The sequence below is a fragment of the Pseudomonas sp. AC242 genome (genome assembly GCF_979258655.1).
Genome location: NZ_OZ409873.1, coordinates 5,430,357 through 5,445,758 on the forward strand (window position 1 = coordinate 5,430,357; position 15,402 = coordinate 5,445,758).

Genomic DNA, 15,402 nt, shown 5'->3' on the forward strand with positions numbered 1-15,402 from the left:
CATTAGAAAACGGGTTCGGGATGCTCCCGTAACGCCGTCAGCAAAGCCGCGGCACTCGCGCCGCGGCAATCCACAACTGTTTGAGCCCCGGCGGCACGTGCCAGCTCGGCGACCCTTGGGCTTGGTACAAACAACGGCAACGGCGCGATGGTCGGCCAGGCATCGCCGGCCATTTGGCGCAGGTGCTCGAAACCCTGTCCACTGCTGACCACCAGCCCGTTCAAGCGTTCCGCTGCGATCCGCCGTGGCAGCTCATCCGGGGCATAGGCCGGCAGGTCGCGCCGATACAATTCCAGATACTCGACACTAGCACCTCGCTCACGCAAGCGCTCGGCGAGCAACTCGCGCCCGCCCTCGCCGCGCAAGATCAACACCTGCGCGCCGGGCTGGCTGATCGCCTCACGCAGACGCGGCAATTGCAGCAACGCCTCGCTGTCATCGCCGTCAGCCGGGAAGTTCGCGTCCAGACCGTGATCCAGCAGAATCTGCGCAGTCGCCGCACCGACGCTGAACCAGGGCATCGTCAGTGCAGAAGCGCCGTCGAGCAGATCGAGCGCAATACGCGCCGCCGGCTTGCTGACGACAATCACTGCGCTGCAACTTGGCAACTGTGTAATCGCCCGACGTATTTTCTCAGAGACCGGCAGCGGGGCAATTTCCAAAAGCGGCAGGCAACTGCTGAAAACCCCCTGCGCGGCCAACGTCTCGGCCAGCGCCGCACAGTCTTCTGCGGGACGCGTCAGCAGCAGGCGCCAGTCCGTCACTCGTGACCTGCCTCGCCATAGACCGCTTTGAGAATATCGTCGGCGCCCTGGCTGAGCAGATCTTCGGCCACCTTCACGCCCAATGCTTCGGCATCGCCACGTGGCGCACGAGCTTCGGCGCTGAGCAGCTTGCCACCGCTCGGTTCACCGACCAGACCGCGCAGCCACAACTGCTCGCCTTCGAGTACGGCGTAGCAGGCGATCGGCACTTGGCAGCCGCCATTCAAATGTTTGTTGAGGGCACGTTCGGCGGTCACACGCGAAGTGGTATCGGCGTGATGCAGCGGTGCGAGCAAGGCGTGGATTTCAGTGTCGGCGCTGCGGCATTCGATGCCGACTGCGCCTTGGCCACCAGCCGGCAGGCTGTCATCGACGCTGATTGCCGAAGTGATGCGCTCTTCGAAGCCGAGGCGGATCAGGCCGGCGGCCGCGAGGATGATTGCGTCGTACTCGCCGGCATCAAGCTTGGCCAGGCGCGTGTTGACGTTGCCGCGCAGGAAGCGGATCTGCAGGTCCGGACGACGGGTCAGCAATTGCGCCTGACGACGCAGACTCGATGTGCCGACGATCGCGCCGGCAGGCAACGCATCGAGACTGGCGTAGGTATTGGAAACGAAGGCATCGCGCGGATCTTCGCGCTCGCAAATGCAAAACAGACCGAGGCCTTCAGGGAAGTCCATCGGCACGTCTTTCATCGAGTGCACGGCGATGTCGGCTTGATTTTCCAGCAGCGCGGTTTCCAGTTCCTTGACGAACAGGCCCTTGCCGCCGATTTTCGACAGCGGCGAATCGAGCAGCTTGTCGCCGCGACTGACCATGGGCACCAGCGTCACCAGCAAGCCCGGATGGGCCGCTTCCAGACGGGCTTTGACGTATTCGGCCTGCCAGAGGGCCAGCGCACTTTTACGGGTGGCGATGCGGATTTCGCGAGAGGACATGGATCAATCCGTACTGAATAGATACGGCGGATAATAACAGCTCAGCCAAATCCACTTTGACTTGAATCAGAGTCGGCGCGGCCTCCCTGGCCCGCAGTGCCCGGTAACAAGGAGCTGGAGCCACCCGGAATGAGCGGGTTACAAGCCCTGCATCATTTTGCGCACACCGGCCACATGCCGACGACTGACGATCAGCGCATCACCATTGAGACCTTTGAGGAACAGCTGGAAATGCCCCAGCGGTGTGCGTTGCAGACGCTCGATGCGGTCGCGGGCGACGAGCGCGTTGCGGTGGATACGCACAAAGCGCTCGCCGAATTCGTCTTCAAGGGCTTTGAGCGGCTCGTCCAGCAGCACCTCACCAGCCTCATGGCGCAATGTCACGTATTTATGGTCAGCAATGAAATAGACCACCTGATCCAGCGGGATCAGTTCGATGCCTTTGCGGGTGCGGGCGCTGATGTGGCTGCGCGGACCGGTGCCGCTTTCGGCAGCGGGACGGGTCAGGGCCGAGAGTTGCGCCCGGTTCGGGACGTTCCGCCCGTTTCAGGGCGTCATGCAGATGTTCGGTTCGCACGGGTTTCACCACATAGCCCACGGCGCTGGCCTGCAGGGCTTCCACGGCAAATTCATCGGGGCTGGTGCAAAACACCACGGCGGGCGGCGTTTCTCGTTCGCACAGACGGGCAGCGACTTGCAGGCCATCGAGGCCCGGCATGCGGATATCAAGTAACACGATATCCGGTTTGTGGCTGTCGATCAGTGCCAACGCCTCCTCGCCATTCGTGGCGCTGGGCTCCAGAACTGTATAACCCTCGAGCTCGCTCACCATTCGGCTGAGGCGCTCGCGAGCCAGTGGTTCGTCATCAACGATCAGGACATTCATATTGCGCTGGATTCCTGCGTGAGTCTCGCACAAGGATAGCGTAGACAGGTGAAGTGACGTCCGTCACCGCGATCCACGCTAAGACTAGCCCGAGCGCCAAAAAGTGCCGTACGTCGGCCAGCAATATTTGCCAGTGTCCGGGTCGTACTGCTCAAAGCCCGCTGTTTCCTGCGTTTCTCACGGGGATTGCCGAAGGACAATTACACCCACCCCCCTCTTCTTATAGTCGGCGACCAGACCTTTGCGCGATCTGCAGTCGCGCCGACCCTTATGTCCTACTGTAGACGCTCGTCGGGCCGATATTGCTCAATCGAAAAATATCCTTGCGCAAATCCCCCGGGTGCAGCGCCGACTATGGCGCACACAATGAGAAAAAAACGTATCGACCGGTGTCAGCGACAGTCCGGGCAACCCTGTTATTATCCGCGCCAGCGTTTCACGCCTTTTTTCTTCAAGCCGATACGAGCGAATTCATGAGCACTGACAAGACCAATCAGTCCTGGGGCGGCCGCTTCAGTGAACCCGTCGACGCCTTCGTCGCCCGCTTCACCGCCTCCGTCACTTTCGACCAGCGCCTGTATCGCCACGACATCATGGGCTCGATCGCCCACGCCACCATGCTGGCCAAAGTCGGCGTGCTGACCGATGCCGAGCGCGACAGCATCATCGACGGCCTGAAGACCATTCAGGGCGAAATCGAGGCCGGCCAGTTCGACTGGCGCATCGACCTCGAAGACGTGCACATGAACATCGAAGCACGCCTGACCGACCGCATCGGCGTCACCGGTAAAAAGCTCCATACCGGGCGTAGCCGCAACGACCAGGTCGCCACCGACATCCGCCTGTGGCTGCGTGACGAAATCGACCTGATCCTCGCCGAGATCACCCGTTTGCAAAAAGGCCTGCTGGAGCAAGCCGAGCGTGAAGCGGCGAGCATCATGCCCGGCTTCACCCACCTGCAAACCGCGCAGCCAGTGACGTTCGGGCACCACATGCTGGCCTGGTTCGAGATGCTCAGCCGCGATTACGAGCGTCTGGTCGACTGCCGCAAGCGCACCAACCGCATGCCACTGGGCAGCGCCGCGCTGGCCGGCACCACCTACCCGATCGACCGCGAATACACCGCGCAACTGCTCGGTTTCGACGCCGTGGGCGGCAACTCACTGGACAACGTTTCCGATCGCGACTTCGCCATCGAATTCTGCTCGGCCGCGAGCATCGCGATGATGCACTTGTCGCGCTTCTCCGAAGAGCTGGTGCTGTGGACCAGCGCGCAGTTCCAGTTCATCGATCTACCGGATCGCTTCTGCACCGGCAGCTCGATCATGCCGCAAAAGAAAAACCCTGACGTGCCAGAGCTGGTGCGTGGCAAGACCGGCCGTGTTTTCGGCGCACTGATGGGCCTGCTGACTTTGATGAAAGGCCAGCCGCTGGCCTACAACAAGGACAATCAGGAAGACAAAGAGCCGCTGTTCGACGCCGCCGATACCCTACGCGACTCGTTGCGTGCCTTTGCCGACATGATCCCGGCGATCAAACCAAAGCACGCGATCATGCGTGAAGCGGCGCTGCGCGGTTTCTCCACCGCGACCGACCTCGCCGACTACCTGGTACGCCGTGGCCTGCCGTTCCGTGATTGCCACGAAATCGTCGGCCACGCCGTGAAATACGGCGTTGACACTGGCAAGGATCTGGCCGAAATGAGCCTGGAAGAGTTGCGTCAGTTCAGCGACCAGATCGAGCAGGACGTGTTTGCCGTGCTGACCCTGGAAGGCTCAGTGAATGCCCGCGACCATATCGGCGGCACTGCGCCGGCGCAGGTCAAGGCAGCGGTGGTGCGCGGTCAGGCCCTGATCGCCAGTCGCTAAAAGCATCGCTGGCAAGCCAGCTCCCACAGGGTTCTTTGTTGGAACACAATTTTGCGTTCGACCCAAAGACCTGTGGCAGCTGGCGTGCCAGCGATTACCTACTTACAAACGCCACAAAACTCACTTCTTGGCAGCAATCATCGCCAAAAACGCCGGCATCGCCGCCTCTTTATCCGCTGCAATCTTCTGCACATGCGGATTCTGCTCAAGCCGCTCCAGCAGCGCTTTCGCCTTTGGCATCTGCGCCAGAAAATCGATCCCGAACAGTTTCTGCCCGACTGCACAGGCCAGTGGCACGCTGTAGAGGAAGTACAAGTCGGCAATGCTCAGACTGTCGCCCGCCACATACGGGGCGAACTTGCCGTGCCGATCCAGCGCCGCAAAACCCAGCTGCAATTCAGTCTTGGTCTTTTCCTTGATCGCGTCCGGCAGGGTCATGCCGAAGAACGCCTCGCCGTAACAAGCGCGCCCCGGCAACTCGATGTACAGCTCGATTTCCTTGGCAATCGCCAATACCTGCGCGCGTTCGAACGGATCGCTTGGCAGCAGCGGTGTGCCCTTCTGGGTCTGTTCGAGGTATTCGAGGATGATCGCGGTTTCGTTGATGAAACCGGCGTCCACACCGAGCACCGGGACTTTGCCGCGTGGGCTGATGGCCAGAGATTCCGCGGTTTGCGCCGGGTAGAACGTGACCTCTTCGAACGGCAGGCCTTTTTCCAGCAGCGCCAGTTTGACCATGTTGTAGTAGTTGCTGACTGAGAATCCGTAGAGCTTGAGCATCACATAGCCTCCAGGCCGTGCGGGGTGGGCAGGGCATGTTTATAGATCGTGCAGGCGAATCGCGCCAGCAGCATCACCCCGCTGAATGCGGGTAAACTGGCGCCTTTCCATAAGGAGCCTGCCATGAGCGAGCCGACAGACATCGACAACGACGAAGAAGAGTTCACCGAGGCTACCTTGATCGAAGCCATCGAGAACCAGATCGAAAGCGACAACCCGCCAGCGGCCAAAGCGACCTTCAACAAGCTGACCCTGGTGGGCGTTGAGCGCGAAGAGATCCTCAATCTGATGGCGCATGTGCTGGCCTATGAGATTGACGCGATGCTTGATGAAGACCGCGCGTTCAATACCGAATGGTACGAAGCAGCGCTGCGGGCACTGCCTGAGCTGCCACCCGAAAAGCAGTAAGCCAAGCACATTCCCCTGTGGGAGCGACGGTGCGACGATTCGACTTGCTCGCGAAAGCGGTACATCAGCAAAAACAACGCTGAATGACACACCGCATTCGCGAGCAAGCTCGCTCCCACACAATTTGTCACCCATCCATCCAGCCAACTCCCCGGCCCCGACTACACTGGAATCCGCCTCAAGACAAAATCCCTGATCTGAGCACTGGACATGCCGCAAAAGCGGGTTCACCTTAGGGACGCTGTCGTCCAATTCCTAGAAAGTCTGGAGTCCTTATGTCGCTTACCCCTGAGTTGGTTGCCGAACTGGAAGTCCTCGCACTCTTCAACCTGGACAGTTCCCAGGAAGGTCTGAAAATTCATCAGACCGCTGCCCCGAAACACATTGCTGCCGCCAAACGCCTCTTCGAAAAAGAACTCACCGATCAGCCCGATGGCGGGTATCTGACCAGCCTCGGTCGCGACGCCGCACAGAATGTGCAAACCGTGCTGACCATTCTGAGAGAGCAAGAAACCGCCTGATTCCCCCTGACTTTGCCCACGGGAACTCCTGCCACGGGATTTCCGCGGGCCTGCCCGGTCATCCGCGATAGAAATCTGACGTCAAAAAACAAATTCAGCTTAAAAGTCCCGCTGCGCAAAGGCTAAACTGCCTCCCATTCCGAGACCCTCTTCGTCCGAGCTTGCGAGCCGGTTTGAGCTGACATGACGCGCACCCACGAAATCCGCCCCGACCTGGACGAAGGCATCGACCGCAAGGTCCTCAGCCAGCTACGCGCGCGCTTTCTCAAACTCAATGAAGGCCGCCTCGGCCGCGCCCTCGAAGGCTTGTCGACACGCCAGCAGAGCGTGCTGACGCTGTTGCCGCTGTTCTTCCATGTCAATCATCCGCTGTTGCCGGGTTATGTCTCGGGCAGTACGCCAGCCGGCCTGTCGAACTACGAGCCGGACGCCAACGTGCTGACCGAGGCACAGCGTCTGACGCGTTCGTTCTCCTACAAGCCGCGCCACGGCAGCAATCCGCCGCGACCGATTCATGGCCTGTTCTTGATGGGCAGCCTCGGCACGCTGGCGCAGGCCGATCAGAGTGACATGGACGTATGGGTCTGCCACGCGCCTGACTTGAGCGAAGGTGAACTCGCCGAACTGAGCAAGAAATGTCAGTTACTGGAAGCCTGGGCCGCGAGCCAGGGTGCTGAGGCGCATTTCTTTCTGATCGACCCGGTGCGCTTCGTCAAAGGCGAACGCGACACCCAGCTCAGTTCGGAAAACTGCGGCACCACCCAGCACTATCTGCTGCTCGACGAGTTTTATCGCACTGCAATCTGGCTGGCCGGGCGCACGCCGATCTGGTGGCTGGTGCCGGTGTACGAAGAAACCGCCTACGACCTTTATACCCACACCCTGCTGTCGAAGCGCTTCATCCGTGCCGACGAAACCGTGGACCTCGGCCATCTGGCGTCCATTCCACCGGGCGAGTTCATCGGCGCCGGATTGTGGCAGCTGTTCAAGGGCATCGAGTCGCCCTACAAGTCGGTGCTCAAACTGCTGCTGACCGAGGTTTACGCCAGCGAACACCCGCAGGTGCAGTGTCTGAGCCTGCGCTTTAAAAAAGCCGTGTTCGCCAACCAACTGGATCTGGATGAGCTGGACCCGTACATGGTCGTGTACCGGCGCATCGAGGAATACCTCACCGCGCGCAACGAACCGGAACGGCTGGAACTGGTGCGCCGCGCGCTGTACCTGAAGGTCAACCGCAAGCTCACCGGCAACAGCCGCACCCAGAGCTGGCAGCGTTCATTGCTGGAAAGACTGGCCAGTGAATGGCATTGGGATCAGCGGCAATTGACCCTGCTCGACAGCCGCAGCCAATGGAAAGTCCGCCAGGTCAGCGCCGAACGCCGCGCGCTGGTCAACGAGCTGAACTACAGCTATCGCTTCCTCACCCAGTTCGCCCGCACCGAGCAGACCGTCAGCCTGATCAACAAGCGTGACCTCAACGTACTCGGGCGCCGGCTCTATGCTGCCTTCGAACGCAAGGCTGACAAGGTCGAATTCATCAATCCCGGCATCGCCCCGGATCTGGCCGAAGACACCCTGACCCTGGTGCAGTCGCGCAACAAAAAGGAACCGGGGCAAACCCAGTGGGGCCTGTATAACGGCAGCCTTACGGCACTGGAGTGGGAACACTTCGCGCCGATCAAGCGCAGCCGCGAGTTACTCGAGCTGTTGACCTGGTGCCACCGCAACGGTGTGATCGATAGCAGCACCCGCCTGGCCCTGCATCCCGGCACCAGCGACCTGAGCGAGTTCGAACTGTTCAACCTGCTCGGCAGCCTGCAACAGTGCATTGCCCTGCCCTTGCCCACCGTCGCGGAAGAGCCGTTGCTGCGTGCAGCGGTGCCGAGCGAAGTGCTTATGCTGGTCAACGTCGGGATTGATCCACTCAAGCATCACCGCGACCTCAACATCCTGATGACCACCGAGCGCACCGACTCGCTGAGTTACGCCGGCGTGCGCGAAAACCTCGTGCTGACGCTGGATCAGGTCACGCTCAACAGCTGGAACGAAGTGCTGGTCAATCGCTTCGACGGCCCGCACGCCCTGCTCGATTGCCTGCGCGATTACCTCAACAATCTGCCGCGTGGGCCGCTACAGCCGTCGCTGAAGGTGCGTTGTTTCTGCCACAACCGCGCGCAATTCATTGCCCGTCGCGTCGAAGAAATCGTCGACACCGCGCAGAACCTGCTGCTCAGCGAGTTGAACCACCGCTACCTGATTCAGGTGCAGCAGCACTATCACGTGCTGGAGTTGGTGCCGGGCCAGGTCAACCATGTCGCCCTCGCCACGTTGCCCGCCCTGCTCGATTACCTCGGTGAAGAACAGCCGCGCTACAGTCCGCTGCATCTGGATCCGATGGCACTGGAAGATCACGACCTCGCATTGATCCTGCCGATGGGTCAGCCGGAATGCATTCAAGTGTTCTACCGGATCACCGAGCAGCAGGCCGAGTTGTACGTGCTGGATGAGTTCAACGCGCTGTGGCAGCAACATTTGCCCTATCACGATGAGCAAAGTCTGTTGGTGCCATTGCAGCGCTTTCTGCAATCGATCCTGTTCCGCCGCGAAGCCGTGCTACCGATGGACGCCGGTCCCGACGGCCGCCTCGAAACTTTGTATTACCAGTTATTGCCTTCGGGTCCGGGGCGCGCACGACGGGTCGAATCGCGGCCGGCACCGCAGACGCCGGTGAACAAGCCGTTTTACGACGTGCAGGCGATCGTCGGCAAAGCCGCACCGGGCGAGGTGCAGGTCACCCTGTATTGCAATCAACGGGAGTTCAGTGAGCTGGAACATGGCGACCAGCTGTTCAGCGTGGTCGCCCGGGAGATCGTCGAGCAGCGCCGCGAAAGCGAACGCTATCGCTGCTACATCACCGACCTCGACCTTTCAGGCCTGCTCGGTGACGGGCAGAGTTCAAGCAATCTGTATTTGCGCTACAAGGCTGACCTGGAGCGCGCCCTGAACGAGGCACTCGAACAGGTCTGAGGCGGATTACTCGGGGAACGCGCCACCGTTGGCCGGTTGCGATTCAACTTCCAGCAAGGTCAGTTTGAGGGTCTTGCCACCCGGGGCCGGCCAGTCGATGTGTTGACCGACTTTCAGGCCCAGCAGTGCGCTGCCGACGGGTGCCAGAATGGAAATCTTGCCTTCATCGGCGTTGGCATCCTTGGGATAGACCAGCGTCAGGTGGTAGTCCTTGCCACTGCCTTCTTCACGGCAATGCACGCGGGAATTCATCGTCACGACATCGGCGGGCACTTCATCGTGGCCAACCACGGTGTCGGCGCGATCCAGCTCGGTTTGCAGCGCAATCACGCCCGGCAGCGTGTCATCCAGGCTGTCGATCAGGCGCTCCAGACGTTGCACGTCCAGACGGGTAAGGGTGATGGAAGGTGCGGTCATGATCCGGGCAGACTCCTTTCTTCTGCACACAAAAAAAGCAAAACCCCGCCAAAAAAGACGGGGTTTTCACCAGGCCTCGATGGGTTGAGGCGTGTTCGGACACTATCACAGCTCAAAAAATATACAAGTCACGCCCCGCCGCACTGTTTGCGCTGCGACGCCTGCGCGCAAATTACCCGTCGCCGCTGGTCGTCCGCCGAGCGCCATTCGCGAATGTCTTCGACATGGCGGAAGCAGCCGAGGCAGACCTTGTGCTCATCCAGCCGGCACACACCGCTGCACGGCGAGGGCACGGCCGGGCTGATGTTGCTGTAAAGCGGCTTCGGTGGACGAACGGGAGCGGTGTCAGTCACGGAATCACAGACCTTCGAAGTCGAATTCGGCGCCAGCCTGCTGCTTGACGATGCGCTCGAGCATTTCGCCCAATTGCTCTTCGCTCTTGTCGCACATCCAGCGCTCGCTTTCTTCGTCGTAGTCGAAGTGGAAACCACCGGACACCGCCGCCAGCCACAGCTGACGCAGCGGCTCCTGGCGGCTGAAGATCAGCTGCGAGCCGTTTTCGAACTTGACGGTGAGCACACCGGCCGAGTTCTCCATGTCGATATCCAGATCGCTTTCATCAAAGATGTCTTCCAGTTTTTCCTGGGTTTCATCGACCAGATCGTGAAAACGGGCTTCGGACAAACTCATTGCGGCAACCTCAAAAAATGTCTGATCAGGCTCAAGCGCCGAAAGATACGGACGCTTCCGGCCGATTGCAAAGATTAACGACCAAGCACCTGCCGGCCCATCAACACCGAACCCTGTGGGTGCGAGCCTGCTCGCGAATGGCCGGCACATCCAACATTATCGCTGGCTGACACACCGCGATCGCGAGCAGGCTCACTCCTACAAGGTATTGCGGCGGTTCGGGCAGCTTTGGGCAAGCCCCGCCGGACGGGAACCCCCTCGCATAGGCAAGCTGCCGGGTGGCCGGTATACTCCGGCGCAATTAACGCATTTTCAAGGATTTCGCCATGAAGCGCCTGATCTCTTCCCTTGCTGCGCTCGTCGCGGTTGCCTGCCTCGTTTCGGCCTGTGGTCAAAAAGGCCCGCTGTACCTGCCGGATGACGATCAGGACCCGGCCGAGCAAGCCCAGTCTTCGCAGAAGCAGCCGTCCAAAGCACACAAGCACGACGTTTACCAATAAGGGATCGCCATGGACGCTTTTAACTACCGTGGCGGGGAGCTGTTCGCGGAAGGTGTGGCGCTGTCCGCCATCGCCGACCGCTTCGGCACGCCCACTTACGTCTACTCGCGCGCGCACATCGAGGCTCAGTATCTGGCTTATGCCGATGCGTTGGCCGGCATGCCGCATCTGGTCTGCTTTGCGGTCAAAGCCAACTCCAACCTCGGCGTACTGAATGTCCTGGCCCGTCTCGGCGCCGGTTTCGACATCGTTTCCCGTGGCGAGCTGGAACGCGTACTCGCCGCTGGCGGCAGCGCTGACAAGATCGTCTTCTCCGGTGTCGGCAAGACCCGTGACGACATGCGTCGCGCGCTGGAAGTCGGCGTGCACTGCTTCAACGTCGAATCCACCGATGAGCTCGAGCGCCTGCAAGTGGTTGCCGCCGAACTGGGCGTTCGCGCACCGGTGTCGCTGCGGGTGAACCCGGACGTCGATGCCGGCACCCACCCGTACATTTCCACCGGTCTCAAAGAGAACAAGTTCGGCATCGCCATCGCCGACGCCGAAGACGTGTACGTGCGCGCCGCGCATCTGCCGAACCTCGAAGTGGTCGGCGTCGACTGCCACATCGGTTCGCAACTGACCACGCTGCCACCGTTCCTCGATGCCCTCGATCGCCTGCTGGATCTGGTCGACCGCCTTGGCGATTGCGGCATTCACCTGCGCCACATCGATCTCGGCGGCGGTTTGGGCGTGCGTTATCGCGATGAAGAGCCGCCGCTGGCTGCCGACTACATCAAAGCTGTGCGCGAGCGTCTGAACGGTCGTGATCTGGCGCTGGTGTTCGAGCCAGGCCGTTTCATCGTTGCCAATGCTGGCGTGCTGCTGACTCAGGTCGAGTACCTCAAGCACACCGAGCACAAAGATTTCGCCATCGTCGACGCGGCGATGAACGACCTGATCCGCCCGGCGCTGTATCAGGCGTGGATGGACGTTACTGCGGTCAAACCGCGTGACTCCGCTGCGCGCAAATACGACATCGTCGGCCCGATCTGCGAAACCGGCGACTTCCTCGCCAAGGATCGCGAATTGGCCTTGGCCGAAGGCGATCTGCTGGCCGTGCATTCGGCGGGTGCCTACGGTTTCGTGATGAGTTCCAACTACAACACCCGCGGCCGTGCCGCTGAAGTGCTGGTAGACGGTGACCAGGTTTTTGAAGTGCGCCGCCGCGAAACCGTGGCTGAGCTGTTTGCCGGCGAAAGCCTGCTGCCGGAGTAACCCATGCTGCTGCGTTTTACTAAAATGCACGGCTTGGGCAATGACTTCATGGTTCTCGACCTGGTCAGCCAGCACGCGCATATTCAGCCAAAGCACGCCAAGCAATGGGGCGACCGCCACACTGGCATTGGCTTCGACCAATTGCTGATCGTCGAGGCGCCGAGCAACCCGGACGTGGATTTCCGTTATCGGATCTTCAACTCCGACGGATCCGAAGTTGAGCAGTGCGGCAACGGTGCGCGCTGCTTCGCCCGTTTCGTGCTCGACAAGCGTCTGACCGCCAAACGGCAGATCCGCGTCGAGACCAAGGGCGGCATCATCGAACTGGACGTGCGTAACGACGGCCAGATCGGTGTGAACATGGGCGCCCCGCGTCTGGTGCCGGCGGACATTCCGTTCGAAGCACCCGCCCAGGCGACCAGCTATCAGCTGGAAGTCGACGGCACCACGGTCGAGCTGGCCGCCGTGTCGATGGGCAACCCGCACGCCGTATTGCGCGTGCAAGACATCAACAGTGCACCGGTGCATGAACTGGGGCCGAAAATCGAACACCACCCGCGCTTCCCGGCGCGGGTCAATGTCGGTTTTCTCCAGGTCATCGACCGCAACCGCGCGCAACTGCGCGTGTGGGAACGTGGCGCCGGGGAAACCCAGGCCTGCGGTACCGGTGCGTGTGCAGCGGCTGTCGCTGCGATCAGCCAGGGGTGGATGGATTCGCCGCTATTGATCGACCTGCCTGGCGGGCGTCTGTCCATTGAATGGGCTGGCCCTGGTCAACCGGTGCTGATGACCGGTCCGGCAGTGCGTGTATACGAAGGACAAGTACGTCTTTGAGTGAGCAGAAACCATGACCGATAAGCCTCAGGTACCCGCCCGACAGTCCGACGAATCAGCGTCCGAGAGCCTGGAGGCGGCAGCGGTTGCCGCATACCTGGAGGCTCATCCGGACTTCTTCGTCGAGCACCAGGAATTGCTGCCCGCCTTGCGCATTCCTCACCAGCGCGGTGACACCGTGTCCTTGGTCGAGCGGCAGATGACTATCCTGCGCGACCGCAACATCGAGATGCGTCACCGCCTCTCGCATTTGATGGACGTCGCCCGCGACAACGATCGCCTGTTCGACAAGACTCGTCGCTTGATCCTGTCCCTGATGGATGCCAGCAGCCTGGAAGACGTGGTGATCAGCGTCGAAGACAGTCTGCGCCAGGATTTCCAGGTGCCTTTTGTCAGCCTTATTTTGCTTGGCGATAACCCGGCACCGGTTGGCCGCTGGGTCACTCACGCTGACGCGCAAGTCGCCATCGGCGGCCTGCTCACCGAAGGCAAAAGCGTCAGCGGCAGCCTGCGTGAGCATGAACTGGACTTCCTCTTCGGCGAAGAGCAGCGCAAGCAGATCGGTTCCACCGCTGTCGTCGCGGTCAGCCATCAAGGCATTCACGGCATTCTGGCGATCGCCAGCCGTGATCCGCAGCACTACAAGAGTTCGGTGGGCACGCTGTTCCTCAGCTACATCGCCGAAGTCATGGGCCGCGTGCTGCCACGGGTCAACAGCTCCCTGCGCTCGGTACGCTGAACATGGAACGGCAACTGGACGCTTACTGCGAACACCTGCGCAGTGAGCGACAGGTGTCGCCGCACACCCTGTCGGCCTACCGCCGCGACCTCGATAAAGTCCTTGGCTGGTGCGTGAAGCAAAACATCGGCAGTTGGGCGGCGCTGGATATTCAGCGCCTGCGCAGCCTGATCGCTCGTCTGCATGCGCAAGGCCAATCCTCGCGCAGCCTCGCGCGGCTGCTGTCGGCGGTGCGTGGGCTCTATCACTACCTCAACCGCGAAGGCCTTTGCGACCACGATCCGGCGACCGGTCTGGCGCCGCCGAAAGGTGAGCGTCGCCTGCCGAAAACCCTCGACACTGACCGTGCGCTGCAACTGCTTGAAGGTGCGGTCGAGGATGATTTTCTTGCGCGGCGCGATCAGGCGATTCTGGAGTTGTTCTATTCCTCCGGCCTGCGCCTTTCCGAACTGACCGGGCTCAATCTTGATCAGCTGGATCTTGCTGACGGTATGGTTCAAGTGCTCGGCAAGGGCAGCAAGACCCGACTGCTGCCGGTGGGTAAAAAGGCCCGCGAAGCACTGGAACAATGGTTACCGTTACGGGCCATGACCAACCCCGCAGACGACGCCGTATTCGTCAGCCAGCAAGGCCGACGCCTCGGTCCACGAGCGATTCAGGTGCGGGTCAAACTGGCCGGCGAACGAGAACTGGGACAGAACCTGCACCCGCACATGCTGCGCCACTCCTTCGCCAGCCACTTGCTGGAATCCTCGCAGGACCTGCGCGCGGTGCAGGAATTGCTCGGCCACTCAGATATCAAGACCACGCAGATCTACACCCACCTGGACTTCCAGCACCTGGCGGCGGTCTACGACAGCGCCCACCCACGGGCCAAACGCATGAAAGGCGACGATTCATGAGCATCCAGTTGATCACCTTCGACCTCGACGACACCTTGTGGGACACCGCCCCGGTGATCGTCAGTGCCGAAGCGATATTGCGCGAATGGCTGAGCGAACATGCGCCGAATCTGGGCGCGGTGCCGGTGGAGCATTTGTGGGCGATTCGTGAGCGGGTGTTGGCCGGCGAGCCGGGACTCAAGCATCGGATCAGCGCTCTGCGTCGGCGGGTGTTGTTTCATGCGATGGAAGACGCTGGTTACGCCCATGGTGAAGCAACCGACCTGGCAGACAAGGGCTTTGAAGTGTTTCTGCATGCACGGCATCAGATCGAAGTTTTTCCTGAAGTCGAGCCGGTGCTGGAGATTCTCGCCAATCATTACTCGCTCGGCGTTGTCACTAATGGCAATGCCGATGTACGCCGGTTAGGGCTGGCGGATTACTTCAAGTTTGCGCTTTGCGCGGAAGATATCGGCATCGCCAAACCGGATGCGCGGCTTTTTCATGAGGCTCTGCAACGCGGTGGCGCCACCGCCGAAACCGCTGTGCACATCGGTGATCATCCGGGCGATGACATTGCCGGGGCACAGCAGGCGGGGTTGCGGGCGATATGGTTCAACCCGGCGGGCAAGGCCTGGGAAGCGGATCGCTTGCCGGATGCCGAGATTCGTAGCCTGAGCGATTTGCCAGCCGTGCTCGCACGCTGGAATGCCCAACACTGACCCTGATTTCCATCATTCCCTGTGGGAGCTGGCTTGCCAGCGATGAGGCCAGCACATTCCACATCAATGTTGTCTGACAGGCCGCCATCGCTGGCAAGCCAGCTCCCACAGGGTCTGCATCGCCTTCAAATTTTTCTTTCGCCCATGAAAAAGCCCGCAGCGACGGCGGG

At 60.9% G+C, this 15,402-nt stretch carries 16 protein-coding genes and 2 pseudogenes; 10 read left to right on the plus strand and 8 right to left on the minus strand.

The genetic code is table 11. The features are described from left to right. Positions 1-2: 2 nt before the first annotated feature. The 4 genes and pseudogenes from ACZZ0A_RS24455 to ACZZ0A_RS24470 form a co-directional block, all read right to left on the minus strand. Entirely contained in the window at positions 3-764 is a 762-nt protein-coding gene (locus ACZZ0A_RS24455; RefSeq protein WP_123376126.1) for a uroporphyrinogen-III synthase, read from the minus strand. Continuing rightward, a complete protein-coding gene (hemC, locus tag ACZZ0A_RS24460; protein ID WP_463543835.1) occupies positions 761-1,702 on the minus strand; it encodes a hydroxymethylbilane synthase in 942 nt (313 codons plus the stop codon). The genes ACZZ0A_RS24455 and hemC overlap by 4 nt, the downstream gene beginning before the upstream one ends. A 138-nt stretch (positions 1,703-1,840) precedes the next feature. Further along, a pseudogene (locus ACZZ0A_RS24465) lies at positions 1,841-2,588 on the minus strand (LytR/AlgR family response regulator transcription factor). Beyond that, positions 2,585-2,725: pseudogene (locus ACZZ0A_RS24470) on the minus strand (sensor histidine kinase); the annotation flags it as partial. The pseudogenes ACZZ0A_RS24465 and ACZZ0A_RS24470, both read right to left, overlap by 4 nt. Positions 2,726-3,061: 336 nt before the next feature. Here ACZZ0A_RS24470 and argH point away from each other — a divergent pair. Then, a complete protein-coding gene (gene argH, locus ACZZ0A_RS24475) occupies positions 3,062-4,456 on the plus strand; it encodes an argininosuccinate lyase (protein ID WP_007911110.1) in 1,395 nt (464 codons plus the stop codon). Between the two features lie 120 nt (positions 4,457-4,576). Here the strand turns inward: argH and ACZZ0A_RS24480 are convergent, their stop codons facing one another. After that, a complete protein-coding gene (locus ACZZ0A_RS24480; RefSeq protein WP_463543836.1) occupies positions 4,577-5,236 on the minus strand; it encodes a glutathione S-transferase family protein in 660 nt (219 codons plus the stop codon). A gap of 123 nt (positions 5,237-5,359) precedes the next feature. Here ACZZ0A_RS24480 and ACZZ0A_RS24485 point away from each other — a divergent pair, with 123 nt between their 5' ends. The 3 genes from ACZZ0A_RS24485 (at position 5,360) to ACZZ0A_RS24495 (ending at position 9,192) form a co-directional block, all read left to right on the plus strand. Further along, entirely contained in the window at positions 5,360-5,644 is a 285-nt protein-coding gene (locus ACZZ0A_RS24485) for a hypothetical protein (protein ID WP_007911108.1), read from the plus strand. A 275-nt stretch (positions 5,645-5,919) separates the two neighbouring features. Next, entirely contained in the window at positions 5,920-6,165 is a 246-nt protein-coding gene (locus ACZZ0A_RS24490) for a TIGR02647 family protein (RefSeq protein ID WP_003229392.1), read from the plus strand. Positions 6,166-6,348: 183 nt separating this feature from the next. Continuing rightward, entirely contained in the window at positions 6,349-9,192 is a 2,844-nt protein-coding gene (locus ACZZ0A_RS24495; RefSeq protein ID WP_414894573.1) for a class I adenylate cyclase, read from the plus strand. A gap of 6 nt (positions 9,193-9,198) precedes the next feature. On the opposite strand, the gene rnk is transcribed toward ACZZ0A_RS24495, so the two are convergent. From rnk to cyaY, 3 genes are all read right to left on the minus strand, one after another. Continuing rightward, positions 9,199-9,609, minus strand: a complete 411-nt coding sequence (rnk, locus tag ACZZ0A_RS24500; RefSeq protein ID WP_007911103.1) for a nucleoside diphosphate kinase regulator — start codon at positions 9,607-9,609, stop codon at positions 9,199-9,201. Between the two features lie 128 nt (positions 9,610-9,737). Then, positions 9,738-9,962 (minus strand): DUF1289 domain-containing protein, encoded by a 225-nt coding sequence (locus tag ACZZ0A_RS24505; RefSeq protein WP_081498736.1) that lies wholly within the window; start codon positions 9,960-9,962, stop codon positions 9,738-9,740. A gap of 4 nt (positions 9,963-9,966) precedes the next feature. Next, positions 9,967-10,299 (minus strand): iron donor protein CyaY, encoded by a 333-nt coding sequence (gene cyaY / locus ACZZ0A_RS24510; protein ID WP_007911100.1) that lies wholly within the window; start codon positions 10,297-10,299, stop codon positions 9,967-9,969. Positions 10,300-10,625: 326 nt separating this feature from the next. On the opposite strand from cyaY, the gene lptM reads away from it, so the two are divergent. Genes lptM through ACZZ0A_RS24540 form a run of 6 tightly spaced genes read left to right on the plus strand, consistent with a single transcriptional unit; the run spans position 10,626 to position 15,232 of the window. Continuing rightward, positions 10,626-10,799 (plus strand): LPS translocon maturation chaperone LptM, encoded by a 174-nt coding sequence (gene lptM, locus ACZZ0A_RS24515; protein WP_007911098.1) that lies wholly within the window; start codon positions 10,626-10,628, stop codon positions 10,797-10,799. 9 nt (positions 10,800-10,808) lie between these two features. Further along, positions 10,809-12,056 (plus strand): diaminopimelate decarboxylase, encoded by a 1,248-nt coding sequence (gene lysA, locus ACZZ0A_RS24520; RefSeq protein WP_007911096.1) that lies wholly within the window; start codon positions 10,809-10,811, stop codon positions 12,054-12,056. Positions 12,057-12,059: 3 nt separating this feature from the next. Next, positions 12,060-12,890, plus strand: coding sequence for a diaminopimelate epimerase (gene dapF, locus ACZZ0A_RS24525; protein WP_007911094.1), 831 nt, complete (start codon positions 12,060-12,062; stop codon positions 12,888-12,890). A 13-nt stretch (positions 12,891-12,903) separates the two neighbouring features. Continuing rightward, entirely contained in the window at positions 12,904-13,629 is a 726-nt protein-coding gene (locus tag ACZZ0A_RS24530) for a DUF484 family protein (protein ID WP_007911092.1), read from the plus strand. Positions 13,630-13,631: 2 nt separating this feature from the next. Continuing rightward, positions 13,632-14,531 carry a tyrosine recombinase XerC gene (gene xerC, locus ACZZ0A_RS24535; protein WP_007950060.1) on the plus strand — a complete coding sequence of 300 codons (900 nt, stop codon included), beginning with the start codon at positions 13,632-13,634 and terminating at the stop codon, positions 14,529-14,531. Further along, positions 14,528-15,232: an HAD family hydrolase gene (locus ACZZ0A_RS24540; protein WP_463543837.1), complete on the plus strand. Its 705-nt coding sequence runs from the start codon at positions 14,528-14,530 to the stop codon at positions 15,230-15,232. The genes xerC and ACZZ0A_RS24540 overlap by 4 nt, the downstream gene beginning before the upstream one ends. The last annotated feature ends 170 nt before the right edge of the window (positions 15,233-15,402 follow it).

What these genes read in the sequence shown, in the direction of transcription:
- hemC (WP_463543835.1), bottom strand. Translation starts at nt 1,702, where the DNA reads ATGTCCTCTCGCGAAATCCGCATCGCCACCCGTAAAAGTGCGCTGGCC.
- argH (WP_007911110.1), top strand. Translation starts at nt 3,062, where the DNA reads ATGAGCACTGACAAGACCAATCAGTCCTGGGGCGGCCGCTTCAGTGAA.
- ACZZ0A_RS24480 (WP_463543836.1), bottom strand. Translation starts at nt 5,236, where the DNA reads ATGCTCAAGCTCTACGGATTCTCAGTCAGCAACTACTACAACATGGTC.
- ACZZ0A_RS24485 (WP_007911108.1), top strand. Translation starts at nt 5,360, where the DNA reads ATGAGCGAGCCGACAGACATCGACAACGACGAAGAAGAGTTCACCGAG.
- ACZZ0A_RS24490 (WP_003229392.1), top strand. Translation starts at nt 5,920, where the DNA reads ATGTCGCTTACCCCTGAGTTGGTTGCCGAACTGGAAGTCCTCGCACTC.
- ACZZ0A_RS24495 (WP_414894573.1), top strand. Translation starts at nt 6,349, where the DNA reads ATGACGCGCACCCACGAAATCCGCCCCGACCTGGACGAAGGCATCGAC.
- rnk (WP_007911103.1), bottom strand. Translation starts at nt 9,609, where the DNA reads ATGACCGCACCTTCCATCACCCTTACCCGTCTGGACGTGCAACGTCTG.
- cyaY (WP_007911100.1), bottom strand. Translation starts at nt 10,299, where the DNA reads ATGAGTTTGTCCGAAGCCCGTTTTCACGATCTGGTCGATGAAACCCAG.
- lptM (WP_007911098.1), top strand. Translation starts at nt 10,626, where the DNA reads ATGAAGCGCCTGATCTCTTCCCTTGCTGCGCTCGTCGCGGTTGCCTGC.
- lysA (WP_007911096.1), top strand. Translation starts at nt 10,809, where the DNA reads ATGGACGCTTTTAACTACCGTGGCGGGGAGCTGTTCGCGGAAGGTGTG.
- dapF (WP_007911094.1), top strand. Translation starts at nt 12,060, where the DNA reads ATGCTGCTGCGTTTTACTAAAATGCACGGCTTGGGCAATGACTTCATG.
- ACZZ0A_RS24530 (WP_007911092.1), top strand. Translation starts at nt 12,904, where the DNA reads ATGACCGATAAGCCTCAGGTACCCGCCCGACAGTCCGACGAATCAGCG.
- xerC (WP_007950060.1), top strand. Translation starts at nt 13,632, where the DNA reads ATGGAACGGCAACTGGACGCTTACTGCGAACACCTGCGCAGTGAGCGA.
- ACZZ0A_RS24540 (WP_463543837.1), top strand. Translation starts at nt 14,528, where the DNA reads ATGAGCATCCAGTTGATCACCTTCGACCTCGACGACACCTTGTGGGAC.